The 17,510-nt window shown below is 63.9% G+C and carries 17 protein-coding genes; 8 read left to right on the top strand and 9 right to left on the bottom strand.

The genetic code is table 11. From position 1 onward, the window contains the following. Positions 1-337 precede the first annotated feature (337 nt). The 4 genes from EBE87_RS25205 (at position 338) to EBE87_RS25220 (ending at position 4,012) form a co-directional block, all read left to right on the top strand. Positions 338-997 carry an SOS response-associated peptidase gene (locus EBE87_RS25205; protein WP_199707545.1) on the top strand — a complete coding sequence of 220 codons (660 nt, stop codon included), beginning with the start codon at positions 338-340 and terminating at the stop codon, positions 995-997. A gap of 133 nt (positions 998-1,130) precedes the next feature. After that, a complete protein-coding gene (locus tag EBE87_RS25210; RefSeq protein ID WP_120639240.1) occupies positions 1,131-3,086 on the top strand; it encodes a hybrid sensor histidine kinase/response regulator in 1,956 nt (651 codons plus the stop codon). A gap of 221 nt (positions 3,087-3,307) precedes the next feature. Then, on the top strand, positions 3,308-3,547 hold the full coding sequence (locus EBE87_RS25215) for a hypothetical protein (protein WP_147426118.1): 240 nt from the start codon (positions 3,308-3,310) through the stop codon (positions 3,545-3,547). A 219-nt stretch (positions 3,548-3,766) separates the two neighbouring features. Then, on the top strand, positions 3,767-4,012 hold the full coding sequence (locus EBE87_RS25220; protein ID WP_120639238.1) for a hypothetical protein: 246 nt from the start codon (positions 3,767-3,769) through the stop codon (positions 4,010-4,012). A 207-nt stretch (positions 4,013-4,219) separates the two neighbouring features. Here the strand turns inward: EBE87_RS25220 and EBE87_RS25225 are convergent, their stop codons facing one another. From EBE87_RS25225 to EBE87_RS25240, 4 genes are all read right to left on the bottom strand, one after another. Then, the gene (locus tag EBE87_RS25225) at positions 4,220-5,380 is read right to left on the bottom strand and encodes an MFS transporter (RefSeq protein ID WP_120639237.1); all 1,161 of its coding nucleotides are present in this window, start codon (positions 5,378-5,380) and stop codon (positions 4,220-4,222) included. A gap of 540 nt (positions 5,381-5,920) precedes the next feature. After that, on the bottom strand, positions 5,921-7,102 hold the full coding sequence (locus tag EBE87_RS25230; RefSeq protein WP_120639236.1) for a CaiB/BaiF CoA transferase family protein: 1,182 nt from the start codon (positions 7,100-7,102) through the stop codon (positions 5,921-5,923). A gap of 6 nt (positions 7,103-7,108) precedes the next feature. Beyond that, the gene (locus EBE87_RS25235; RefSeq protein ID WP_199707543.1) at positions 7,109-8,056 is read right to left on the bottom strand and encodes a hydroxymethylglutaryl-CoA lyase; all 948 of its coding nucleotides are present in this window, start codon (positions 8,054-8,056) and stop codon (positions 7,109-7,111) included. A 23-nt stretch (positions 8,057-8,079) separates the two neighbouring features. Then, positions 8,080-9,045: a Bug family tripartite tricarboxylate transporter substrate binding protein gene (locus EBE87_RS25240; protein ID WP_120639234.1), complete on the bottom strand. Its 966-nt coding sequence runs from the start codon at positions 9,043-9,045 to the stop codon at positions 8,080-8,082. A gap of 90 nt (positions 9,046-9,135) precedes the next feature. Between EBE87_RS25240 and EBE87_RS25245 the strand changes: the two genes are divergently transcribed. Beyond that, entirely contained in the window at positions 9,136-10,116 is a 981-nt protein-coding gene (locus tag EBE87_RS25245; RefSeq protein ID WP_120639233.1) for a LysR family transcriptional regulator, read from the top strand. Between the two features lie 206 nt (positions 10,117-10,322). On the opposite strand, the gene EBE87_RS29215 is transcribed toward EBE87_RS25245, so the two are convergent. Together EBE87_RS29215 and EBE87_RS25250 are read right to left on the bottom strand one after the other, a co-directional pair. Next, positions 10,323-10,496, bottom strand: coding sequence for a hypothetical protein (locus EBE87_RS29215; protein ID WP_158600941.1), 174 nt, complete (start codon positions 10,494-10,496; stop codon positions 10,323-10,325). Between the two features lie 826 nt (positions 10,497-11,322). Next, complete coding sequence (locus EBE87_RS25250) at positions 11,323-12,021, bottom strand: ParA family protein (protein ID WP_158600940.1); 699 nt, start codon at positions 12,019-12,021, stop codon at positions 11,323-11,325. A 368-nt stretch (positions 12,022-12,389) separates the two neighbouring features. On the opposite strand from EBE87_RS25250, the gene EBE87_RS25255 reads away from it, so the two are divergent. Further along, positions 12,390-12,935, top strand: coding sequence for a helix-turn-helix domain-containing protein (locus tag EBE87_RS25255; protein WP_147426117.1), 546 nt, complete (start codon positions 12,390-12,392; stop codon positions 12,933-12,935). Here the strand turns inward: EBE87_RS25255 and EBE87_RS25260 are convergent. The 3 genes from EBE87_RS25260 to EBE87_RS25270 form a co-directional block, all read right to left on the bottom strand. After that, positions 12,932-13,165 carry a hypothetical protein gene (locus tag EBE87_RS25260; protein WP_233553298.1) on the bottom strand — a complete coding sequence of 78 codons (234 nt, stop codon included), beginning with the start codon at positions 13,163-13,165 and terminating at the stop codon, positions 12,932-12,934. The genes EBE87_RS25255 and EBE87_RS25260 overlap by 4 nt on opposite strands. A gap of 115 nt (positions 13,166-13,280) precedes the next feature. Next, positions 13,281-13,574: an EscF/YscF/HrpA family type III secretion system needle major subunit gene (locus EBE87_RS25265; protein ID WP_199707526.1), complete on the bottom strand. Its 294-nt coding sequence runs from the start codon at positions 13,572-13,574 to the stop codon at positions 13,281-13,283. Positions 13,575-13,884: 310 nt separating this feature from the next. Beyond that, positions 13,885-14,925: a LacI family DNA-binding transcriptional regulator gene (locus EBE87_RS25270; RefSeq protein ID WP_120639230.1), complete on the bottom strand. Its 1,041-nt coding sequence runs from the start codon at positions 14,923-14,925 to the stop codon at positions 13,885-13,887. A gap of 374 nt (positions 14,926-15,299) precedes the next feature. On the opposite strand from EBE87_RS25270, the gene EBE87_RS25275 reads away from it, so the two are divergent. Continuing rightward, positions 15,300-16,280, top strand: coding sequence for a TauD/TfdA family dioxygenase (locus EBE87_RS25275; RefSeq protein WP_158600939.1), 981 nt, complete (start codon positions 15,300-15,302; stop codon positions 16,278-16,280). Positions 16,281-16,362: 82 nt separating this feature from the next. Further along, a complete protein-coding gene (locus EBE87_RS25280) occupies positions 16,363-17,352 on the top strand; it encodes a Bug family tripartite tricarboxylate transporter substrate binding protein (RefSeq protein ID WP_233553297.1) in 990 nt (329 codons plus the stop codon). Positions 17,353-17,510: the final 158 nt, after the last annotated feature.

Raw genomic sequence — 17,510 nt, forward strand, 5'->3', positions numbered from 1 at the left:
TTGGTCCTCGTCGCTTGCTGATCCATCAAACACCTCCAGCTCAAACTTTGCCTCTGGGTGTCCACGGAAGCCAAGGAGGATCAGCCAGCGAGTACCGCGCCGCGCGGGCACGGGCGTTCAGCGTCTGGTTCGAAGTCAGCGGGCTCGCCGAGCCGGCCTGATCGCCCTTGATCCGGCTGCCCATCCGTCCGCCTCCCGCGCCGTGGTCAGCAAGTTGACGATGCCGCGAACACCATCTTGGCCAGCAGGATTGTTTCTGCGCAAATAGGCCGGACATCTGATAGCAAGCGATACGGTCACAAGTCTGCACGTGCCTGGCAAGCGGGAGGCCGTCCACATCTGCAATCTCTACAGCATGACCAGCAACAAGGCCGCCATCCGCGATGTGGCACGGGCCATGCGGGACAGCGTGGGCAACCTGCCGCCATTGCCGGGGATCTACCCCGACTATGCCGCGCCCATCGTGCGCAGCGGGCAGGATGGTGAACGCGAGCTGGTGATGGCGCGCTGGGGCATGCCCTCGCCTGCCTTCGCGCTGGAGAACCGCAAGACCGACCCTGGCGTAACCAACATCCGCAACACTAAGAGCCCGCATTGGCGACGCTGGCTATCCCCGGAACATCGCTGCCTGGTACCGCTGACCAGCTTCAGCGAGAATGATCGGGGGCCTGATGGTAAGCCACTGCCGATCTGGTTTGCTTTGTCCGAGGAACGCCCCCTCGCCTTCTTCGCCGGGATCTGGACCAACTGGACCAGCGTGCGGAAGCTGAAGGAGGGCGAGGTGACGGCTGACTTGTTCGGCTTCCTGACCACGGAGCCGAACGCCGAGGTGGGCGCCGTCCACCCCAAGGCCATGCCCGCAATCCTAACCCACCCTGACGAGTGGGACACATGGCTGGAGGCGCCGTGGGCAGAGGCCAGCATCCTGCAGCGGCCGTTGCCGGATGGCGCCTTGCAGGTTGTAGCGAGGGGCGGCCGGCAGGACGGTGGCCGCTGATCGAGGCGAATGTCCCGCGGTCACGGTTCTGTCGAAGTTTAGAACCATGATGCGCTTGAGGTTCCCGCACAGAAGTGCTGAGACCCCCCAGCTCACTCCAGTCCCGGCTAGGCTGCCGGCCTTTGGTATCCAGATGAACCCTTCCAATCCAGCGATCGGCAAAGACACCTACGAACTTCTGATCCACGGCCTGACGGACTACGCCATCTACATGCTGGCGCCGGATGGACGGGTGATCAGCTGGAACCCGGGTGCTGAACGGATCAAGGGCTATACGGCCGACGAGATCATCGGTGAGCACTTTTCGCGCTTCTATACCGAAGAGGACCGGGCAGCCGGTGCCCCCGCAAGAACCCTGATCACCGCCGCCGAGGCAGGCCGCTTCCATACCGAGGCCTGGCGCGTTCGGCGCGACGGCAGTCGCTTCTGGGCCAACGTTGTAGTCGACCCGATCCGCCAGGCCGGCGAGCTCATCGGCTTTGCCAAGATCACGCGGGACATGACGGAGCAGCGCCAAGCCCAGCTCGCCGCGCTCGAGAGCGAGCGCCGGTTCCGCCTGCTGGTCCAGAGCGTCACCGACTACGCCATCTTCATGCTGAACTGCGAAGGGTACGTTTCGAATTGGAATGCCGGTGCTGAGCGTATCAAGGGCTATGCCGAGCCTGAGATCGTCGGGTGCCATTTCTCCCGGTTCTATACCTCCGAGGATTTGGCCCAGGGCGTGCCTATGGTGGCATTGGAGACGGCCCGTCGGGAAGGGCGGTTTGAGGCCGAGGGCTGGCGGGTCCGCAAGGATGGTGAGCGTTTCTGGGCCAGCGTGGTCATCGACGCCGTGTATGACAACGGGCGGCTGGTGGGTTTCGCCAAGATCACGCGCGACCTGACCGAGCGCCGTCAGGCACAGCTCGAGCTGGAACAGTCCAGGGAGCAGCTGTTTCAGGCGCAGAAAATGGAAGCCGTAGGGCAGCTGACGGGCGGCCTGGCGCATGACTTCAATAACCTTCTGGCCGGCATCAATGGCAGTCTGGAACTGCTGAGCGCGCGTATCACCCAGGGGCGGTACAAGGACCTCGATCGTCTCGCCACGATGGCACAGAGCGCTGCGACGCGGGCGGCGACGCTGACGCACCGGCTGCTGGCTTTTTCGCGCCGGCAGACATTAGATCCTCGCCCGACTAATGTGAACCAGTTGGTCGCAGGAATGGAAGAACTGATCCGTCGCACCATTGGCCCGGCGGTGGAGCTGCGGGTTACAGCCGCGGCCGGGCTCTGGCCGACGCTGGTGGATCAAAACCAGCTGGAAAACGCACTGCTGAACCTGTGCATCAACGCTCGTGACGCCATGCCCGATGGTGGCTGTCTGACAGTGAAGACCGCGAACCAATGGCTGGATAGCCATGCCGCTCGAACGGTGGATCTCCCGCCAGGGCAATACGTCACGCTCGCCATCTCGGATACTGGCACAGGTATGACGCCGGAGGTGATGGCCAAGGCCTTCGATCCCTTTTTCACCACCAAGCCGGAAGGCAAGGGCACCGGCCTGGGTCTGTCCATGGTCTATGGCTTCGTGCGGCAGTCCAATGGTCAGGTCCGCATCTCCTCGCAACCCGGCCACGGCACCAGCATCTGCCTTTACCTTCCTTTTCACCCAATTGAAGCGCAGGCGTCTGAGACCCTTTCGGACACTGTCGCTCCCTCTTCTGGTGGGCTCGGTAAAACTATCTTCGTGGTGGATGACGAACCGACGGTACGCATGATGGTGTCCGAAGCCCTGCAAGAGCTGGGTTATGCGACCCTGGAAGCCAACGATAGCCAGGGCGGGTTGAAGATCCTGCAGTCGGATGTGCAAATCGACCTGCTGGTCAGCGACATCGGCCTGCCCGGCGGCATGAACGGACGCCAGATGGTCGACATCGCTCGGTCTGCCCGTCCTGGTCTCAAGGTGCTGTTCATCACCGGTTACGCCGAGCATGCGGACGTCAGTAGCATCCACATGCAGCCGGGGATGCAGGTCCTGACCAAACCCTTCTCTTTGGACGCGCTGACGACGCAGATCGGCTCGCTCATCTCCAGCAAGGAGAGTTCCTGAGGGGCGGCCTTTGCACGATAATCTTCAGCCAGCGTGCCTGAAGCGCTGCTGATCGGCCGTTGCCGCATTCAGCTCTCCGGCGCACGCCCCAACTGAGCTATCAACAGGCACATGGCAAATAAATCTCTAGCTTATCGCAAAAAATTTGAGCATCCATTCTGGATCAATGATATTGCGTCACTTCACAACAGTGGTGGTAACAGCCGCGGGAAGTTTTATACGTGGCATCGCAGGCTCTATACGGACGTTTGACGCACCGAGTTATTGAAGCCGAACAGCAGATGTCGGCAACCGAAGACGCTGTTGCATGGCAGATCAGGCTCATCGAGAGGCTGGAACAGTTCGACCTGATTTCGTCCCTGGCAACCGCAAACGGACAGCTTGTGAGGCTGCAGGGCGAGCTGGAGGTGTGCCGAAGCACGCTGCGATTACAGCGTGAGATCAACCGTCCGGGGCTTTGACCGAAGCCGCGGCTTCCGACCTGCTTGCACGATACACGTCGAGCTGCTTGCGCCCCAATGGGCGACGGTGGTTGCCACAATAGCCAGCACACGGCAGGTCACCTCCAGAAAATACCTAGCTTAAGTTCAATCCCGCGATTCTGTGAGCAGAGCATCTCTACTAACAAATCCTGCAGCATTACTCCACGTTAGTGCCGTAGTGACCAACTGGACTTGAGCATGATGAAAATTGCACCAGAACTCATCGCGAAATCCGCTTTTCAGCTTGCGGAGACGGAACAGAGGGTTCTGAAAACAGAAGCTGCCATCGCACGCCAGCACCGGTTCATTGAAGTATTTGAGCATTTCGGCCCGTTTGACGCTCTCGGCGAGGCCTGCCAGAGGCTGGAGGGATTCCAGGGCGACCTTGAGGCGCATCGCGCAACCCGGCGGATGCTGCGCGAGCTACAAGGTGACCGGCCCTGATCCCTACCTCCTTCGCTTACTGATCAGCACGATAACCGTTGACCAGCGTGTCCGCCGCTGGTCCGCCCCGCAGTTGCCATGATCGACGGCTCAGCGCCCATACCGGCCTGAAGCTTAACGCGAACGGCTTCCTGAAGCCGGACACAGGCACCAGACCTTCTGTCGGTCGAGGTAGGGTGGCAGCCGTGGTGGCGCTCCGGCCGGGCCTTAAACCCGGGAAGGTCGGGATTGACGCCTGTACGTGGCGAAGGCGACTGCCGAGGTGGCGAGAAACATCAGGCCAGCGACACCGATCAATGTTGCCGACAGAGAGGCTATGGTCAGGATCGCGCTGGCGAAGATGACACCAGACGAGTTGGCGGTGCGCAGCAGGGCGAAGACTTCCGTCCGCCTCTGTGGCGGGGCCAGCGTGTCGAGGATGAGTGAGTAGTAGGTGCCCAGCGGCGCCAGGACGGAACCCACCAGCACGGCGCCGACCACGGTCGTGGCCACCGATTGCTCCAGCGCCACGAAAGCGGCACCCAAGGTCATGATGGACAACTGGATCAACACGCCCTTCCGCGTGGCCATGCGGTTGCGCAGGCTGACCCAGACCCCGCCAGCCACGGAGGCCACGCACAGGGGAACGGTGAACAGAAAGGCCAGGGCTGGCTCGTAGCCGAACCGTAGCGCCAGCGCGACGGCGCCGATCTCGATGGCAGCAACGGCGGCCCCGCCCGCAAGGGAACACAGCAGCCACAGCAGGATGGGCGGGCTGAGCACCGAGCCTCCGGCGTGGAGCATGCCGTCGATGGGGGCGGCGCGGCTCTGCGGCACCAGCAGGATCGGGACGGCGCCCAGGCCCGCCAGCGCCAGGACGGCGAAGACCGGCGAGACGCTGCCCAGGCCCGAGGCTGCCACTGGCGCCACTACAAAGGTCAGCTCGTTGAGCGTGGCGGCGACGCCCAGGGCACGAGGAAGCCGCTCAGCAGGCGTCAGTGCGTTGAGCACGGAGCGCAGATATCCGTGGGCCGCACCATTCACGGATCCTCCGATCGCCGCGGCCAGGATGAGCCAGATGAACGGCGCTCCGCCTGCCGCCAGAGTGGCAATCAGGACCAGTGCCGCGGTGCGAATGGCCACCAGCAGCCTCAGGAACGTCGCCGCGGGTCGGTTCCTGCCGAGGCGGGCAGCGGGGATCGCCCCAGCCACCTGCGCCAGCGTCATGGCTAGAACGATGGCCGCGCCGCGGCTGGCGTCGCCGGTGAGGCTCAGGGCGACCAGCGAGAACGTGATGGGTCCTGCTGCCTGCGGGACGCTGAAGGTAGCGGAGGAGATGAACCAGCGGAGCAACTGCCAGCGATTAGTTGCGCTGCTGTCAGCAAGCATTCAAGCGTCAGCCCCCATGTAATTGGACAGGGTCATGCTCCAACCGCACAGCACTTCAGCTACCTTCTGTCCTCGCGTTCATCCGCCCTGCATCAGCCTGGCGAGCGCCACACCGGCCGCACCCAATGGCGCGCTTGATGTCTTTCTCACTCACGGTGACACGCCGGGCAAGTAGGCCGAGGCCAACCTCGTGGCGGCAATGGATCTGCTGGTGGCCGACATGATGCAGCATTGCCTCGAGCATGGCGCCCTCGGGGGGCCGTTCCGAGGCGGGACACTAGAGGAAGCGGAGCACTGAGAACGGGCTTTGCTGGTGGAGCCATCTAGGCTCGTGGACGGCACCTGCGCCCTGGTCGACCTGACTGCCTCGGCATCGAGGATTGGCAGATCGTGGCCTTGATCTGGCGGAGTGCCTGCTCGGCAGCGTACCACCACACCTTGAGACCATAAACTTAGTTCAGGAGCGCCGGATCATCTGGCATCCCCAATTCAGATCTGGCCTTCAGTGTCTCGGTTCCATCTCTTGCGTCTATTCGACAGTCATTCTGTGGTCACAGATGTGGTCTGCAAGGTGGCGGCCGCAATATTCCAGTCCTGGAGCACCTGCTGCGTGTGTGCGCCGTGCGGCGGCGCAGGATAGCGCAACTGGCAAGGAGTATCTGAGAGCTTCACCGGAAAGCCCAGCATCCGCACTGGCCCATGTCCGGGATGCTCCATTTCCACCACCATCTCCTGGTGCAGCACCTGCGGGTCCGACAGCGCCTGCCCAATATCCTGCACCAACCCGCAGGGCACGCCCGCCTTGTTCAGCCGCCGCACCCAGTTCTCCTGCCCGTCCGACTGCAACTGTGCGTTGATCAGCGCATCCAGGTCGGCCCGGTTGCGCATGCGCAGGTTGTTGGTCTGGAAGCGTGTGTCCTCCAGCACATGCTCCAGCGCCAATTCCCGCAGGAAGCGGCGCAGGATGGCTTCCGTGCTTGGTGCCACGGCGATGACGCCATCCGCGGTGTGGAAGAGGCCATAGGGTGCAGTGATCGGGTGATCATTTCCGCAGCGCACCGGCGAAACACCGGTTGCCAGGTAGTCGGAGGCCAGATAGGCGAACATGCTCATGATGCCGTTCATCATCGCCGCCTCCACCCGCTGGCCGCGGCCGGTGTGGTGGCGGGCATGCAGAGCATTGACGATGCCGAAGGCGGCATAAAGCCCGGCCACCAGGTCGGTGATCGGTAGGCCGCTGCGCAGCGGCGCATCATCCGGCTTGCCGTTGACGCTCATGAAGCCGCTCATGGCCTGGATAACGAAGTCGAAGGCCGGTCGGTCCGCGTAGGGCCCGCTGGCGCCATAGCCATTGATGCTGGCCACCACCAGACGGGGGTTGAGCGCCTGCAGCCTCGCATCGTCGAAGCCCATCTCGGCCAGCACGCCGGGGCGGAAATTCTCCACCAGCACATCGGCCTGCCCCAGCAGGCCAGCGAGTACCTCCCGCCCCTCCGGAGCGCGCAGGTCCAGTACCACGGAGCGCTTGTTGCGGTTGAAGGCGGCGAAATACCAGCTCAGCCCCTCCACCGCCGCGCCGGCATGGCGGATCGGGTCTCCCTCCCCCGGCGCTTCGACCTTGACGACATCGGCGCCCATGTCGCCCAGCAGCATGGTGCAGAAGGGGCCGGAGAGGATGCGTGTCAGGTCCACCACCCTGATGCCATTGAGAGGCGTCGGCATGGCGATCTAGCCCGCCGCCGTCGGCACGGCATCGGCCGCGTGCAGCCGCAGCCTCGGCCCAGCACGCATCACCTGCCCCGCCAGCGGCTTGCCCAACAGCCGTTCCATGCGATGCGCGATGGCGATCGTCTTCTCCAGGTCGATACCCGTCTCCAAGCCGCTTTCATGCAGCAGATAGACCAGGTCCTCCGTGCAGATATTGCCGGTGGCGCCGGCGGCGAAGGGGCAGCCGCCCAAGCCGCCGGCGGCGGCATCGAATCGCCGCACCCCCTCCTCCAGCCCCACCAGCACATTAGCCAGCCCGACGCCGCGCGTGTTGTGCAGGTGCAGCGTGAATTCCATCTCCGGCAATTCCGCCCGCAGGGCGCGCAGGGTGGCGCGGATATTGCGCGGCGTCGCCATGCCGGTGGTGTCGCCCAGCGTGATGTGCCTGACCCCGAGTTCGGCATAGGTCCGGGCGATGCGCAGCACAGCCTCCAGCGGCAGGTCGCCCTCGAAGGGGCAGCCAAAGGCCACGGCGATCGCGCCCAGCACCTCAATGCCGCCTTGGCGCAGCATCTCCGCCACGGCCGGGAAGCCATGCAGCGAATCATTGATGCTGCGGTTGAGGTTCTTGCGGTTATGGGTCTCCGAGGCTGAGACCAGCAGCACGCCGCCATCTAGCGGCGTTTTGCAGGCGCGCTCGGCGCCCCGCAGGTTCGGCACCAGGGCCATCAGGTTGGTGTCCGGGCGCTTGCGGATGCCGGCGAGCACCTGCTCGGCATCCGCGAGTTGAGGAACCGCCTTGAAGGAAACAAAGGAGGTCACCTCGATATGCCGAATGCCGCTGTCGATCATGCTGTTGACCAGCGCGACCTTCTCCTCGGTCGGCACCACGGTGGGTTCGATCTGCAGCCCGTCGCGGGTGCCGACCTCGACGACCTCGACAAAGCCGCTGGCAGTATTAGTAGTCATGGCGTCCATTCTCCTGCGCGGCGTCAGTCAAGCCGCAGGCCGATCTCGGCAACGATGCTCTTCCAGGTCTCAGCCTCCTTCCGCAGCATACTGGCGAAGGCTGCAGCGGAGGTGGGCGCCGGCTCGATGCCCTGGTCGTTGAGCGTCCTGGCGAGGTCGGGCCGGCCAAGCTGGACATTCACGGCTTGGTTAAGCCTCTCGACCACCGGTTGCGGCACGCCGGCCGGACCCAGCACGCCCCACCAGTTCGTGATCTGCACATCATAACCGAGTTCAACCAGGGTCGGGACCGCCGGCAGGGAGGGATTACGGCGGGCGCCGGTCACCGCCAGCGGCCGCACGGCGGCAGACTGGATTGCGCTCATGGCCGAGGCGATAGAGGCGCCGATGGCACTGACATGCCCGCCGATCAGGTCCATCAAGGCCGGGTTCGATCCGCGATAGGGTACGTGCTGCATGCGCACACCGGCGCGGCGCGCCAGCAGCTCGCTGACCACATGGGAATTGCTGCCGCTGCCCGAACTGCCGAAGGTCAGCCTGTCCGGCGCCGCCCGTGCGGCCTTGGCCAAATCCTCGAAGCTGCGGTAGGGCGAATTGGCCGAGGACAGGAGCAGCAGCGGCGTGGTGGCGGCAAAGGCGATGGGCGTGAAGTCGCGCAGCGGGTCGAAGGCCACCTTGGTCAGTAGCGGCGCCAAGATCATGTTGTCCTGCTGGCCAAGCACGATGTCATAGCCGCTGGCATCGGCCCGGGCGGCCTCCGCCAGGCCGATGGTGCCATTGGCCCCAGCCCGGTTCTCCACCACCATCGTCCAGCTATTGGCCTCGGACAGGCGGGTGCAGAGCGCGCGAGCCAGCAGGTCAGTGCCGCCGCCCGGGGGGAAGGGCGAGATCATGCGGATCGGCCGGGCGGGATAGGCGGCCTCCGCCGAAGCCATGCCGGAGACGGCGGATCCCACCGCTAGGGATGCCAGCAGGGTGCGACGTTTCATGGATCCGGTTCCTCCCGATTATAGTCGGCCATCTTCGCGCGGGGCTGACGGATCGATGCCGTTTCCCTTTTCTACAGGAAAGGATCGCCAGTGTCGGTGCAGCCGGGCAAGCGACGAGTGGCGAGCCCCGCCCTCTCGGATCGAGATGGCCACTTCCCGCGCCGGCTCAATCCCGTTTCGGTCCAGTTCTTTGTCTCGGCGGTGGAGGAAGGCAGCATTGCCCGCGCGGCTTTGCGGGAGAACATCGTGCCCTCCGCCATCAGCAAGCGCCTGTCCGACCTGGAGACGCTGCTTGGCGTGGCGCTGCTGGAGCGCGGCACTCAGGGCGTGGTGCCGACGCCGGCTGGCGAGGCCTTCCTGCACCATGCCCGGCTGCTGCTCCGGTCGTTGGAGCGCATGCGGTTGGAGATGGCGGAATATGGGGAGGGCGTGCGCGGGCATATCCGCGTGCGGGCCAGCGCTTCGGCGCTCTCCGCCGGGCTGCCGGCGGAGATCCAGAGCTTCTCTCGTGCGCACCGGCAGGTGAAGATCGAGCTGGAGGAATACGAGACGCCCGCTATCGTGCAGGACATCCAGGAAGGTCGCGCCGATGTCGGGATCGGTCCGGATATCTTCCAGCCGGAATCTCTGCTGCTGATCCCGTGGCGGCAATACGCCCTGGCTGCGGTGGTGCCGAACGGCCATGCCCTGGCGCGGCGCCGGAAGCTCTCCTACTCCACTCTGCTGCAATACGAGCAGGTGGAACAGGGCTACAGCAGTGCCCTGTCGCAATTGCTGGATTATGCCGCGCAGCAAAGCGGGCTCGCCAAACGCACGCGCATCCGCGTGCGCGGGTTCGAAGCCGTTTGTCGGATGATCGGCAGCGGTATGGGGATCGGTGTGGTTCCCTCCTTCGTGCAGGAATCAGTGGGCCGGATCTACGGCCTGCGCTTCATCCCGCTCGACGAACCCTGGGCGCATCCAAAGATCTGCATCATGCTGCGCGACCTAGACAGCTTGCCAAGTGCCGCGCGTAGCTTTGTGGATCACCTCCGGCGCAGTGGCGCTGCAACCGGTCACAGTTCAGATTAAGCTGAATCGAGTATCACTAGAGGCATGGTGGGAGCTTGCCGTCGATTACCGGTTGCCCTCCCCTGCCCTGCACAGTCTGTCCACCCGGTGATCCACAGCTTCGTCCCCGCAATCTGGGGACAAGTTTGTGGCCGGGCCAACGGCCGCAGGCTCTCAGCGCAGAGCTAGGTCCTCCAGACAGGCGACAAGTGGGTAGAAGCGGTTGGTCACCGTTGCGGCTCGTAGCCGGTGTGAGTCGAGTAGAGCAGCGTCACCTTGAGGCCATCCTGCGCCAGCAGCCATATTATCTGCTCGTAGTCGCAACCACTGGCGACCAGGGTGATGCGGTCCCTCCCCGAGTGCCCCAGCAGGTCGGCATCACGACAGCTGTGGATGACCACGTCGGCAAGAAGGTGGAGGTCACCACTGCTATTCTGCTCGCCGAAGCGGCGCTCGGGGCAAGCCGCCTTCAGACGTCATCACCGCCAGCGAGGCGACGGCGGGCAGCCTTGCCTCCTCAGGGCCGGTCAAACAGGTCACCCTGAGGGCAAAGGGGATTCCCGGTGGAGGTCATAGCGATCAAACCGTTGAATCCGCTCTGAGCTGGCACGGGATCTGCTGGTGCTGCGCAGTCTGTGATGCCCAAGCCCCAAAGGCAGCATAGGAAGAGGGCGGCTGTTCTTCCGAACAGGTTCGCTGCTCGCCCTGGAACCGGAATGCCGATTTCCCGGATATCCGGTTATTCGGGTAGCCGACTTACCGATAATCCGACATATCGGATTATCGGGATATGGACATAGTAACTTGTTGTTATTCTTGATTTCATAAAGTCTACTGGAACGGCGGGGCACCACCCATCCTGGGTGCCGGGTATCCGGAGTACCGACATGTCGGCTACCCGGCATATCGGTACTCCATGGACTAGCTTAGCTAGACTTTCGGGGTACCTTGCGCAGGTCTAGGAAGTCCGCTGGCACCACCGGATAGCCGGCGTCACGGAGGATCTCCAGCAGCACGGTAGTAGCAGAGGTATTTCGCCGCGCAGCCCTAGTCTTAAGCTCGAGGGCAACCGCTTCCGGCAGCGCAAACTCCATGCCTTGCCGCTTCGGCTTCGTAGCACGCGCCGGGGGAGTTGCTGGCGGGCTAGGAAGGACGCGGTCAGCGAGTGGCTGAAGACGCTGCCGCAGCTCGTCATCATTCAGGTCAGGGATTGGTACCGAAGGACGCTTAGCCATTATCTGTCCACCCCAGCAGCGCCGCTACTTCATCTCCGAGCGCAGTGACATTGCCTGCTGCGCCACCCTCCGGGTCATCCTCCCAGGGAGGAGTGCCCGTATAGGTCATCAACCGGAAGGCGGTCCGCTCCATCAGTTCGGTGGACAGCATCGGCAGCCCCCGCTCAGCGAACTGCTTGCGGCTATGTTCGACCACCCGCTGCCGCAGAACAGGGGTCCGTGAGAGGACAACACGTGTGGTGATCTCACGCCGTGTCAGGTCGGCTGCCTGCTCCACTACGGCATGGGTCTTCATCGCCTCGACCACATCGAACAACGATGGCTGGGCTGGAATCAAAACCAGGTTCGCCTTGCCGCAGGCATAAAGCATGGCTTGGTTAGCGGTACCCTCCAGGTCAATCACGATCAGGCCGGCCCGCTTGCTAGCCTCGGCGACAGCCGCGAGCAGAGTCTCGCCATTGGCCACCTCAGCACGCACGCCCTTCGCCCGGCCTCGGCGAATCGCTTGATACAGAGTTTGGTTCGGATCGGCATCAATGCACTCGACTAACCGGTTATCCGGCATGTCGGAGCTCCGGTTATCCGACATGTCGGATAACCGACGTGCCAGTTCGGTTGCGAGGCAAAAGGCGAGCGTGGTCTTGCCTACGCCGCCCTTTGTACTGGCCAAAGCCAGGATTTGCGGTGCCATAGGCCTAAATTCCGACATTCAGACTTTCCGGTCAACCGATATGTCGGATAACCGACATGCCGATTATCCTGGATGTCGGAACTCTTGAACATCAATGGTTTAGAAGATACGGCCGTTACGGGAGATGTTGATCTTAACCGCGCCTGAAGCCATGCTGAAACGTGGCCTCGAATCCCCGGGGCCAGAAATGAGAAAGGGGTCGCCCCAGCAGAACCGCCAGAACAACCCCTCCCCGTGAAAACGGCCTGTCCCGCCTGCCAGGGCGGAACTGGAGTGTAGTGCTACTCCAAAGATAGGCCCCTGCGCTTTGAACCGCAAGATTCGCGGAACGGGAAACTGCGCCCTGTTGGCGGCCCAGGAGCATGGGCATGCCTGCCTCATCACGCCCGGCCCGTGCCGGGTCCGTGCGCGTTGCCGCCTGGCAGCGCCAGCACCTCGGCGACGCCGACCGCCGCCGCATCATGGAGGCCGCCCGCCGCCTGGAGCGCCGCAGCCATCAGCCCGGAATGCACGGTGGCGCCCTGCGCCGGACCGGCATCATCGTGCTCTGGACGCTGCTCTATCGCGGCCCGTCGCGGCATGGGGTCTGCGACCCCAGCATCGGCCAGCTGGCGGAATGGTCGGGTTGCGCCCGCTCGACGGTGCAGCTCGCCCTGAGCCGCATCGAGGCCGCCGGCATCATGGGCCACGTGCGACGCGGCTTGGTGGTGGCCGGCCGGTGGTGCCAGTGGACCAGCGCCTACCTGTTCGCCAGCCCGGAGCAATGGGCCGCAAGCGATACCGAGGCTCGGTCAGCCGAAGTCTCTCTGGAGAAAAAGAAGGCTATGGAGAGGGGAAGGGAAGGGGGGGGGAGCGCCCTGCCGGAGGCCGAGCGCGTGGCTCTGGCGGCAAAATGGGGGCTGGTGATGGCCTAGGCTGGTGGTGGCAGGTCGCCATGATCCAACCAGCGGTCGATGAGGGGGAACCATGTCTCGTGGTGGCTCAGGTAGGTCCCATCGAGCGGATGACCCGGCAGGACAAGACGGTTGGTCTTGCCCCAGGAGCGCACGGTAGCGCCGCGGTAGCACCAGATCGTCCAGGGCCCGTCCGCTGCCAGCAGGTGCGGCACGTGGGGCAGGGGCAGGTCTCGGGAAGGTGGGGGCATGCCAGAGATGTAGCATGTGCCAGGGCGGGCCACGCTCGCCGATTGCGGCAACCCCGCCGCGCCTTCCTATCGAGTGGCGTCAGAGAGGATGGGGCCGACGCGAGGCCCCGCTGTCTCAGCTTGCCTTCTGCACGATCCCCTTCAGAGTATCGCTCAGTTCCTTCACGATGGTGGACTGGGTCTGCGTCAGCATCGACCACTGCTGCACCTGTTGCTGCAGCGCGAGCATCTCCGCCGTGCTCGGGGAACTGCTCAGAGTAGACAAAGCGTCCCGGCGAGCCTCGCCCACGGAGAAGGATATATCCTCAAAGGTAAGTCTGCCGCCCTGCAGGCCGACACCGCCTGTGACCTGGTCCAGGGCAGCGTCATCCAGTGGCACCATAGCCTTCGGGGCTTCGTCCATGGTCATCGTCGCTTGGCCTCTATTTTGGCGCGCGACTCTGGCAGGCTGAATTGCGTCGCGCCAGCCAGCGCAGGCCATTGCGGCATCGCATGGCCCAGACGGCATCGGCACGATAATAAAACTTATCGTGCTAGAAGCTGCTGCTGAAGGTCGCAAGTGTGTCCTTCTCAGAGCCTGCTTCTACTGGCCGCGCCAATCGCTGCCCGGCCTCAACAGGCCGCCTTTTTGTACAGCGGCAGGTATCTGCGTCACGACCCTGCCAGAATCTCAGGCGGCATTCATGACGGTAAGATTGCCTGGATCCGGGCTCAAATCGTCAGTCGGGCGGCAGCCGCGCGGAATTGCGGATCACCAACTCCCCTGGAATCAGCAGCGTTTCCGGCTGTGCGGAAGACCCCGAATGCCGGTCGAGCATGTCCAGGCTCCAGGCTACCATCTGCGGCAGCGGCTGGCGCACCGTCGTCAGGCTGTAACTCGCCCGCGCACCGTCCCGGATGCCGTCGAAGCCAACGACCGAAATATCTTGTGGTACATGCAGGCCGCGCTCGCGCAGAGCCTCGATGAGGCCGATCGCCATGATGTCGCTGATCGCCAGCACGGCTTCCGGCCGCTCTCGCGCGGGTAGGTCGGCGATGTCGAGGCCCGCCTGCCAGCCGCCACCATAGCTGGTGACAGGAACCCCGTTCTCGCCGCGGATGAAGCGGTGCGACACAATGAACCCGTGTTCGGCGAGGCGGCTGACGAAGCCGTGCTCCCGCTCCTGCGCGGTGGAGGCGGCGACAGGCCCCATGGCTATGCCAAAGCTGCGGTGCCCACCCCGGCAAAGGAAATCGGCCAGTTCCCGCCCGCCGGCGGTGTTGTCGCAGGCGACGGCAGCGGCACGGAGCATTGGTAAGCGGTTGACCATGACGGCGGGCACGCCGTGCTCTTCACAGATCGCCGCGACCTGGGAGGCAGGCTCGGCAGAGGATACGATGCAACCATCGAGGCGGTATTGCAGGATCGCCTCCAGCATAGGGCGTTCCATCGGGCCGAAACCGGCATGAAGGATGAGAATGCGAGTGCCGCGCTCCGCCGATTGGCGCATCACCTCCTGCAGGAGTTCGCCATAGAAAGGATTATCGGTGGAACCGAGGACCAAACCGACTAGCCCGCTGCGCCCGCTTTGTAGAGAGCGCGCCAAGACATCGACGGTGTAGCCTAGAGCCTGTGCCGCATCATGCACCCGGCGCCGCGTTGCAGCGCTGATTCGCGTATCACCATTGAGGGCGCGGGACACGGTCGCGGTGGATACGCCTGCTTGGGCAGAGATGTCCACGATCGTCGCGCGAGGGCGGTGCGCCGCAGCCTTGACCATCGGCACTGATGCGTCCCCCCTTGCCGGGCACTAGAGATACGCCTTGCTCAGGGGCCTGTCCATTGGCGCGCCAGTTCGGTTAAACGATTGCACTATTTCGTGATGCTGCGCCGCATTATTGCCTGGAATAGCTTTATTGTCTCTTAGGAACAGTCTTCTAGAAGCAGGCCCAGGATATGCAGACGATTGCATATTCTCATGGACGGGAGGTGGTGCCCGCCATACCGTTCCCTCACCGGCGCGGACCCAGCCGCGCGGCAGGGAGAACAAGAATGATCAACAAGGTGACATCGAAGGCGGATTGGCGCGCCGCGGATCTACAAGCTTCGGATCGATGGGTGCGGCCGCTCGCCCCGCGTGAGATAGCGGACCTCATGCGCGGTTTCGAGGCGGTGAAGGCCTCCGGCAAGCCGATGCTAGAGATCACCAAGACGGACATGCCGGTCGGCGCCTTCGAAGGCGTGCTCGCAGAAGTTGAGAACGAACTGGAGAACGGCATCGGCTTCAAGGTTATCCGCGGTCTGCCCGTGCAGCAGATGAGCGTCGAGGACAATCGCCTGCTGTTCTGGTCCATTGGTACGCATCTTGGCGTGGCGCGGCCGCAAGGCAAGGCGAGCCAGATCATGTCCGATGTCCGTGATGCGGGAGGCACTTATCGCGGCACCAGCGGGCGCGGCTACAACACCAATGCCGAGCTCGATTACCACACCGATGGCAGCGACGTGGTGGGACTGCTGTGCCGCAACACAGCGAGGTCCGGTGGGCTTAGCCGGCTGGCCAGCTCCGTCGCCATCCACAATGCGCTGCTGGAAACCCGCCCGGATCTGGTGAAGCTGCTCTACGGCAACCTGCCGCACAGCCGCCAGAACGAGGAAGCGCCGGACGAGCCGCCGACCTACATGGCGCCCGTCTACAGCATGCGCGACGGGCATTTCGCCAGCCGTTATATCCGTAACCACATTCGCTCTACCCAGCTTCTGGAGGGCCAGCCGAAGCTGACGCCGGAACAGCATGAAGCGCTGGACGCGTTGCAGAGCATGGCGAGTAGCGAGGAATTCAGCTTCGACATGTGGCTCGAGCCGGGGGACATGCAATTCGTTAACAATCATGTCCTGTATCATTCCCGCACGCATTACGAGGATTTCGAGGAGGATGACCGCAAGCGCCACCTCTTCCGCCTCTGGCTTTCCGTGCCGAACAGCCGGCCGCTCTGCGAGGATCTCCGCCACATCTACAAGAGCGTGGACCGGGGCACCGTCCGAGGCGGCATCAAAGGGCGCGGCGTGACGCCAGAGCTGCTGGCTTATCAGGCGCGGGCGGCGGAATCCCTGGGGATGCGCAACATCCCCTACTGACGGCTTGGCGGGCCCGGCAAACGGGCCTGCCTTCATCAAGTGACCCATCGCAAAGAATGGGGCTAACAGGGAGAGACGGAATATGGACAGCACACGCAGGGGATTGCTGCGCGGCGGGACAGCTGCGCTGGCGACAGTCGCGCTTCATCGTGGCGCATCGGCGGCGTCACCGAGCGCAGGCAGATGGCCCACGCGGCCCATCACCATCATCGTGCCCTATTCGCCGGGCGGCGGGACCGACATCTTCGCTCGCGCCATTGCAGAGGGTATGCGCAAGACGCTTGGCCAGCCCATCGTGGTGGAGAACCGCGCCGGCGCGAATGGCGTCATCGGCGCCGAGATGGTCGCGCGCGCTGCGCCGGATGGCTATACCCTCGCCGTCTGCACCGGGGCGCATGTCATCAACCGCTACTCGATGCGCAGCATCCCCTTCCATCCGGTGCAGGATTTCACGCCGGTCTCGCTGCTCTCCGGCTTTCCGCTCGTCATCGCCATCAATGACAAGCTGCCCTACCGCAGTATCGCCGCGCTGATCGAAGCAGCGAAGGCGAAGCCTGGTACGATCAGCTTTGGCACGACGGAAACGGCGACCAGCTATGTCGGCAATTCCTTTGCCCACCGCGCAGGAATCTCACTGGTCGAGGTGCCTTATCGCGGCAGCGGGCCGCAGCTCAACGACCTGCTGGCGGGGCATATCGCCATGGCGGTCAGCAGCACCGTCGCCATCCTGCCCTTCAACGGGAATGGTGCGCACATCTTGGCCGTGACTTCGCGCGAACGCTCAACCCTGCTGCCGGATGTGCCGACGCTCGACCAGGCCGGCGTCAAGGATTATGAGTTCACCGGCTCCTACGGAATGTACGCGCCAAAAGGCACGCTGCCCAGCATCACCGAGAAGCTCTACGCCGCGGTTCAGGATGCACTGAAGGATACCGAGACGCGCAAGCGGCTGACCGATCTCGGTGCCGACATGCGCACGCTCGGCCCGCGCGAGTTCGCGGCCTTCCTGCAGGAGGACGATCAGCGCTGGGCGCAGGCTGCCAAGGACGGCCTCGTCTCTGTCTCCAACTGAGCCGACCTGAGCCGTTTCGGGAAGCCTGCGACGGCCCCGGCTCAACTGAATCCTTCCAGCACCACCTTGCTCGCGGGCATTGGCAAGTTGTTTGACGGAGGGCGAGTTCGGCCGCGTGACTCAGGGTGCAGCAGGATCAGGATGCCGCTTGGGCGCAG

The sequence above is a fragment of the Teichococcus wenyumeiae genome, assembly GCF_003696345.1.
Taxonomy (GTDB): Bacteria; Pseudomonadota; Alphaproteobacteria; order Acetobacterales; family Acetobacteraceae; genus Pseudoroseomonas; species Pseudoroseomonas wenyumeiae.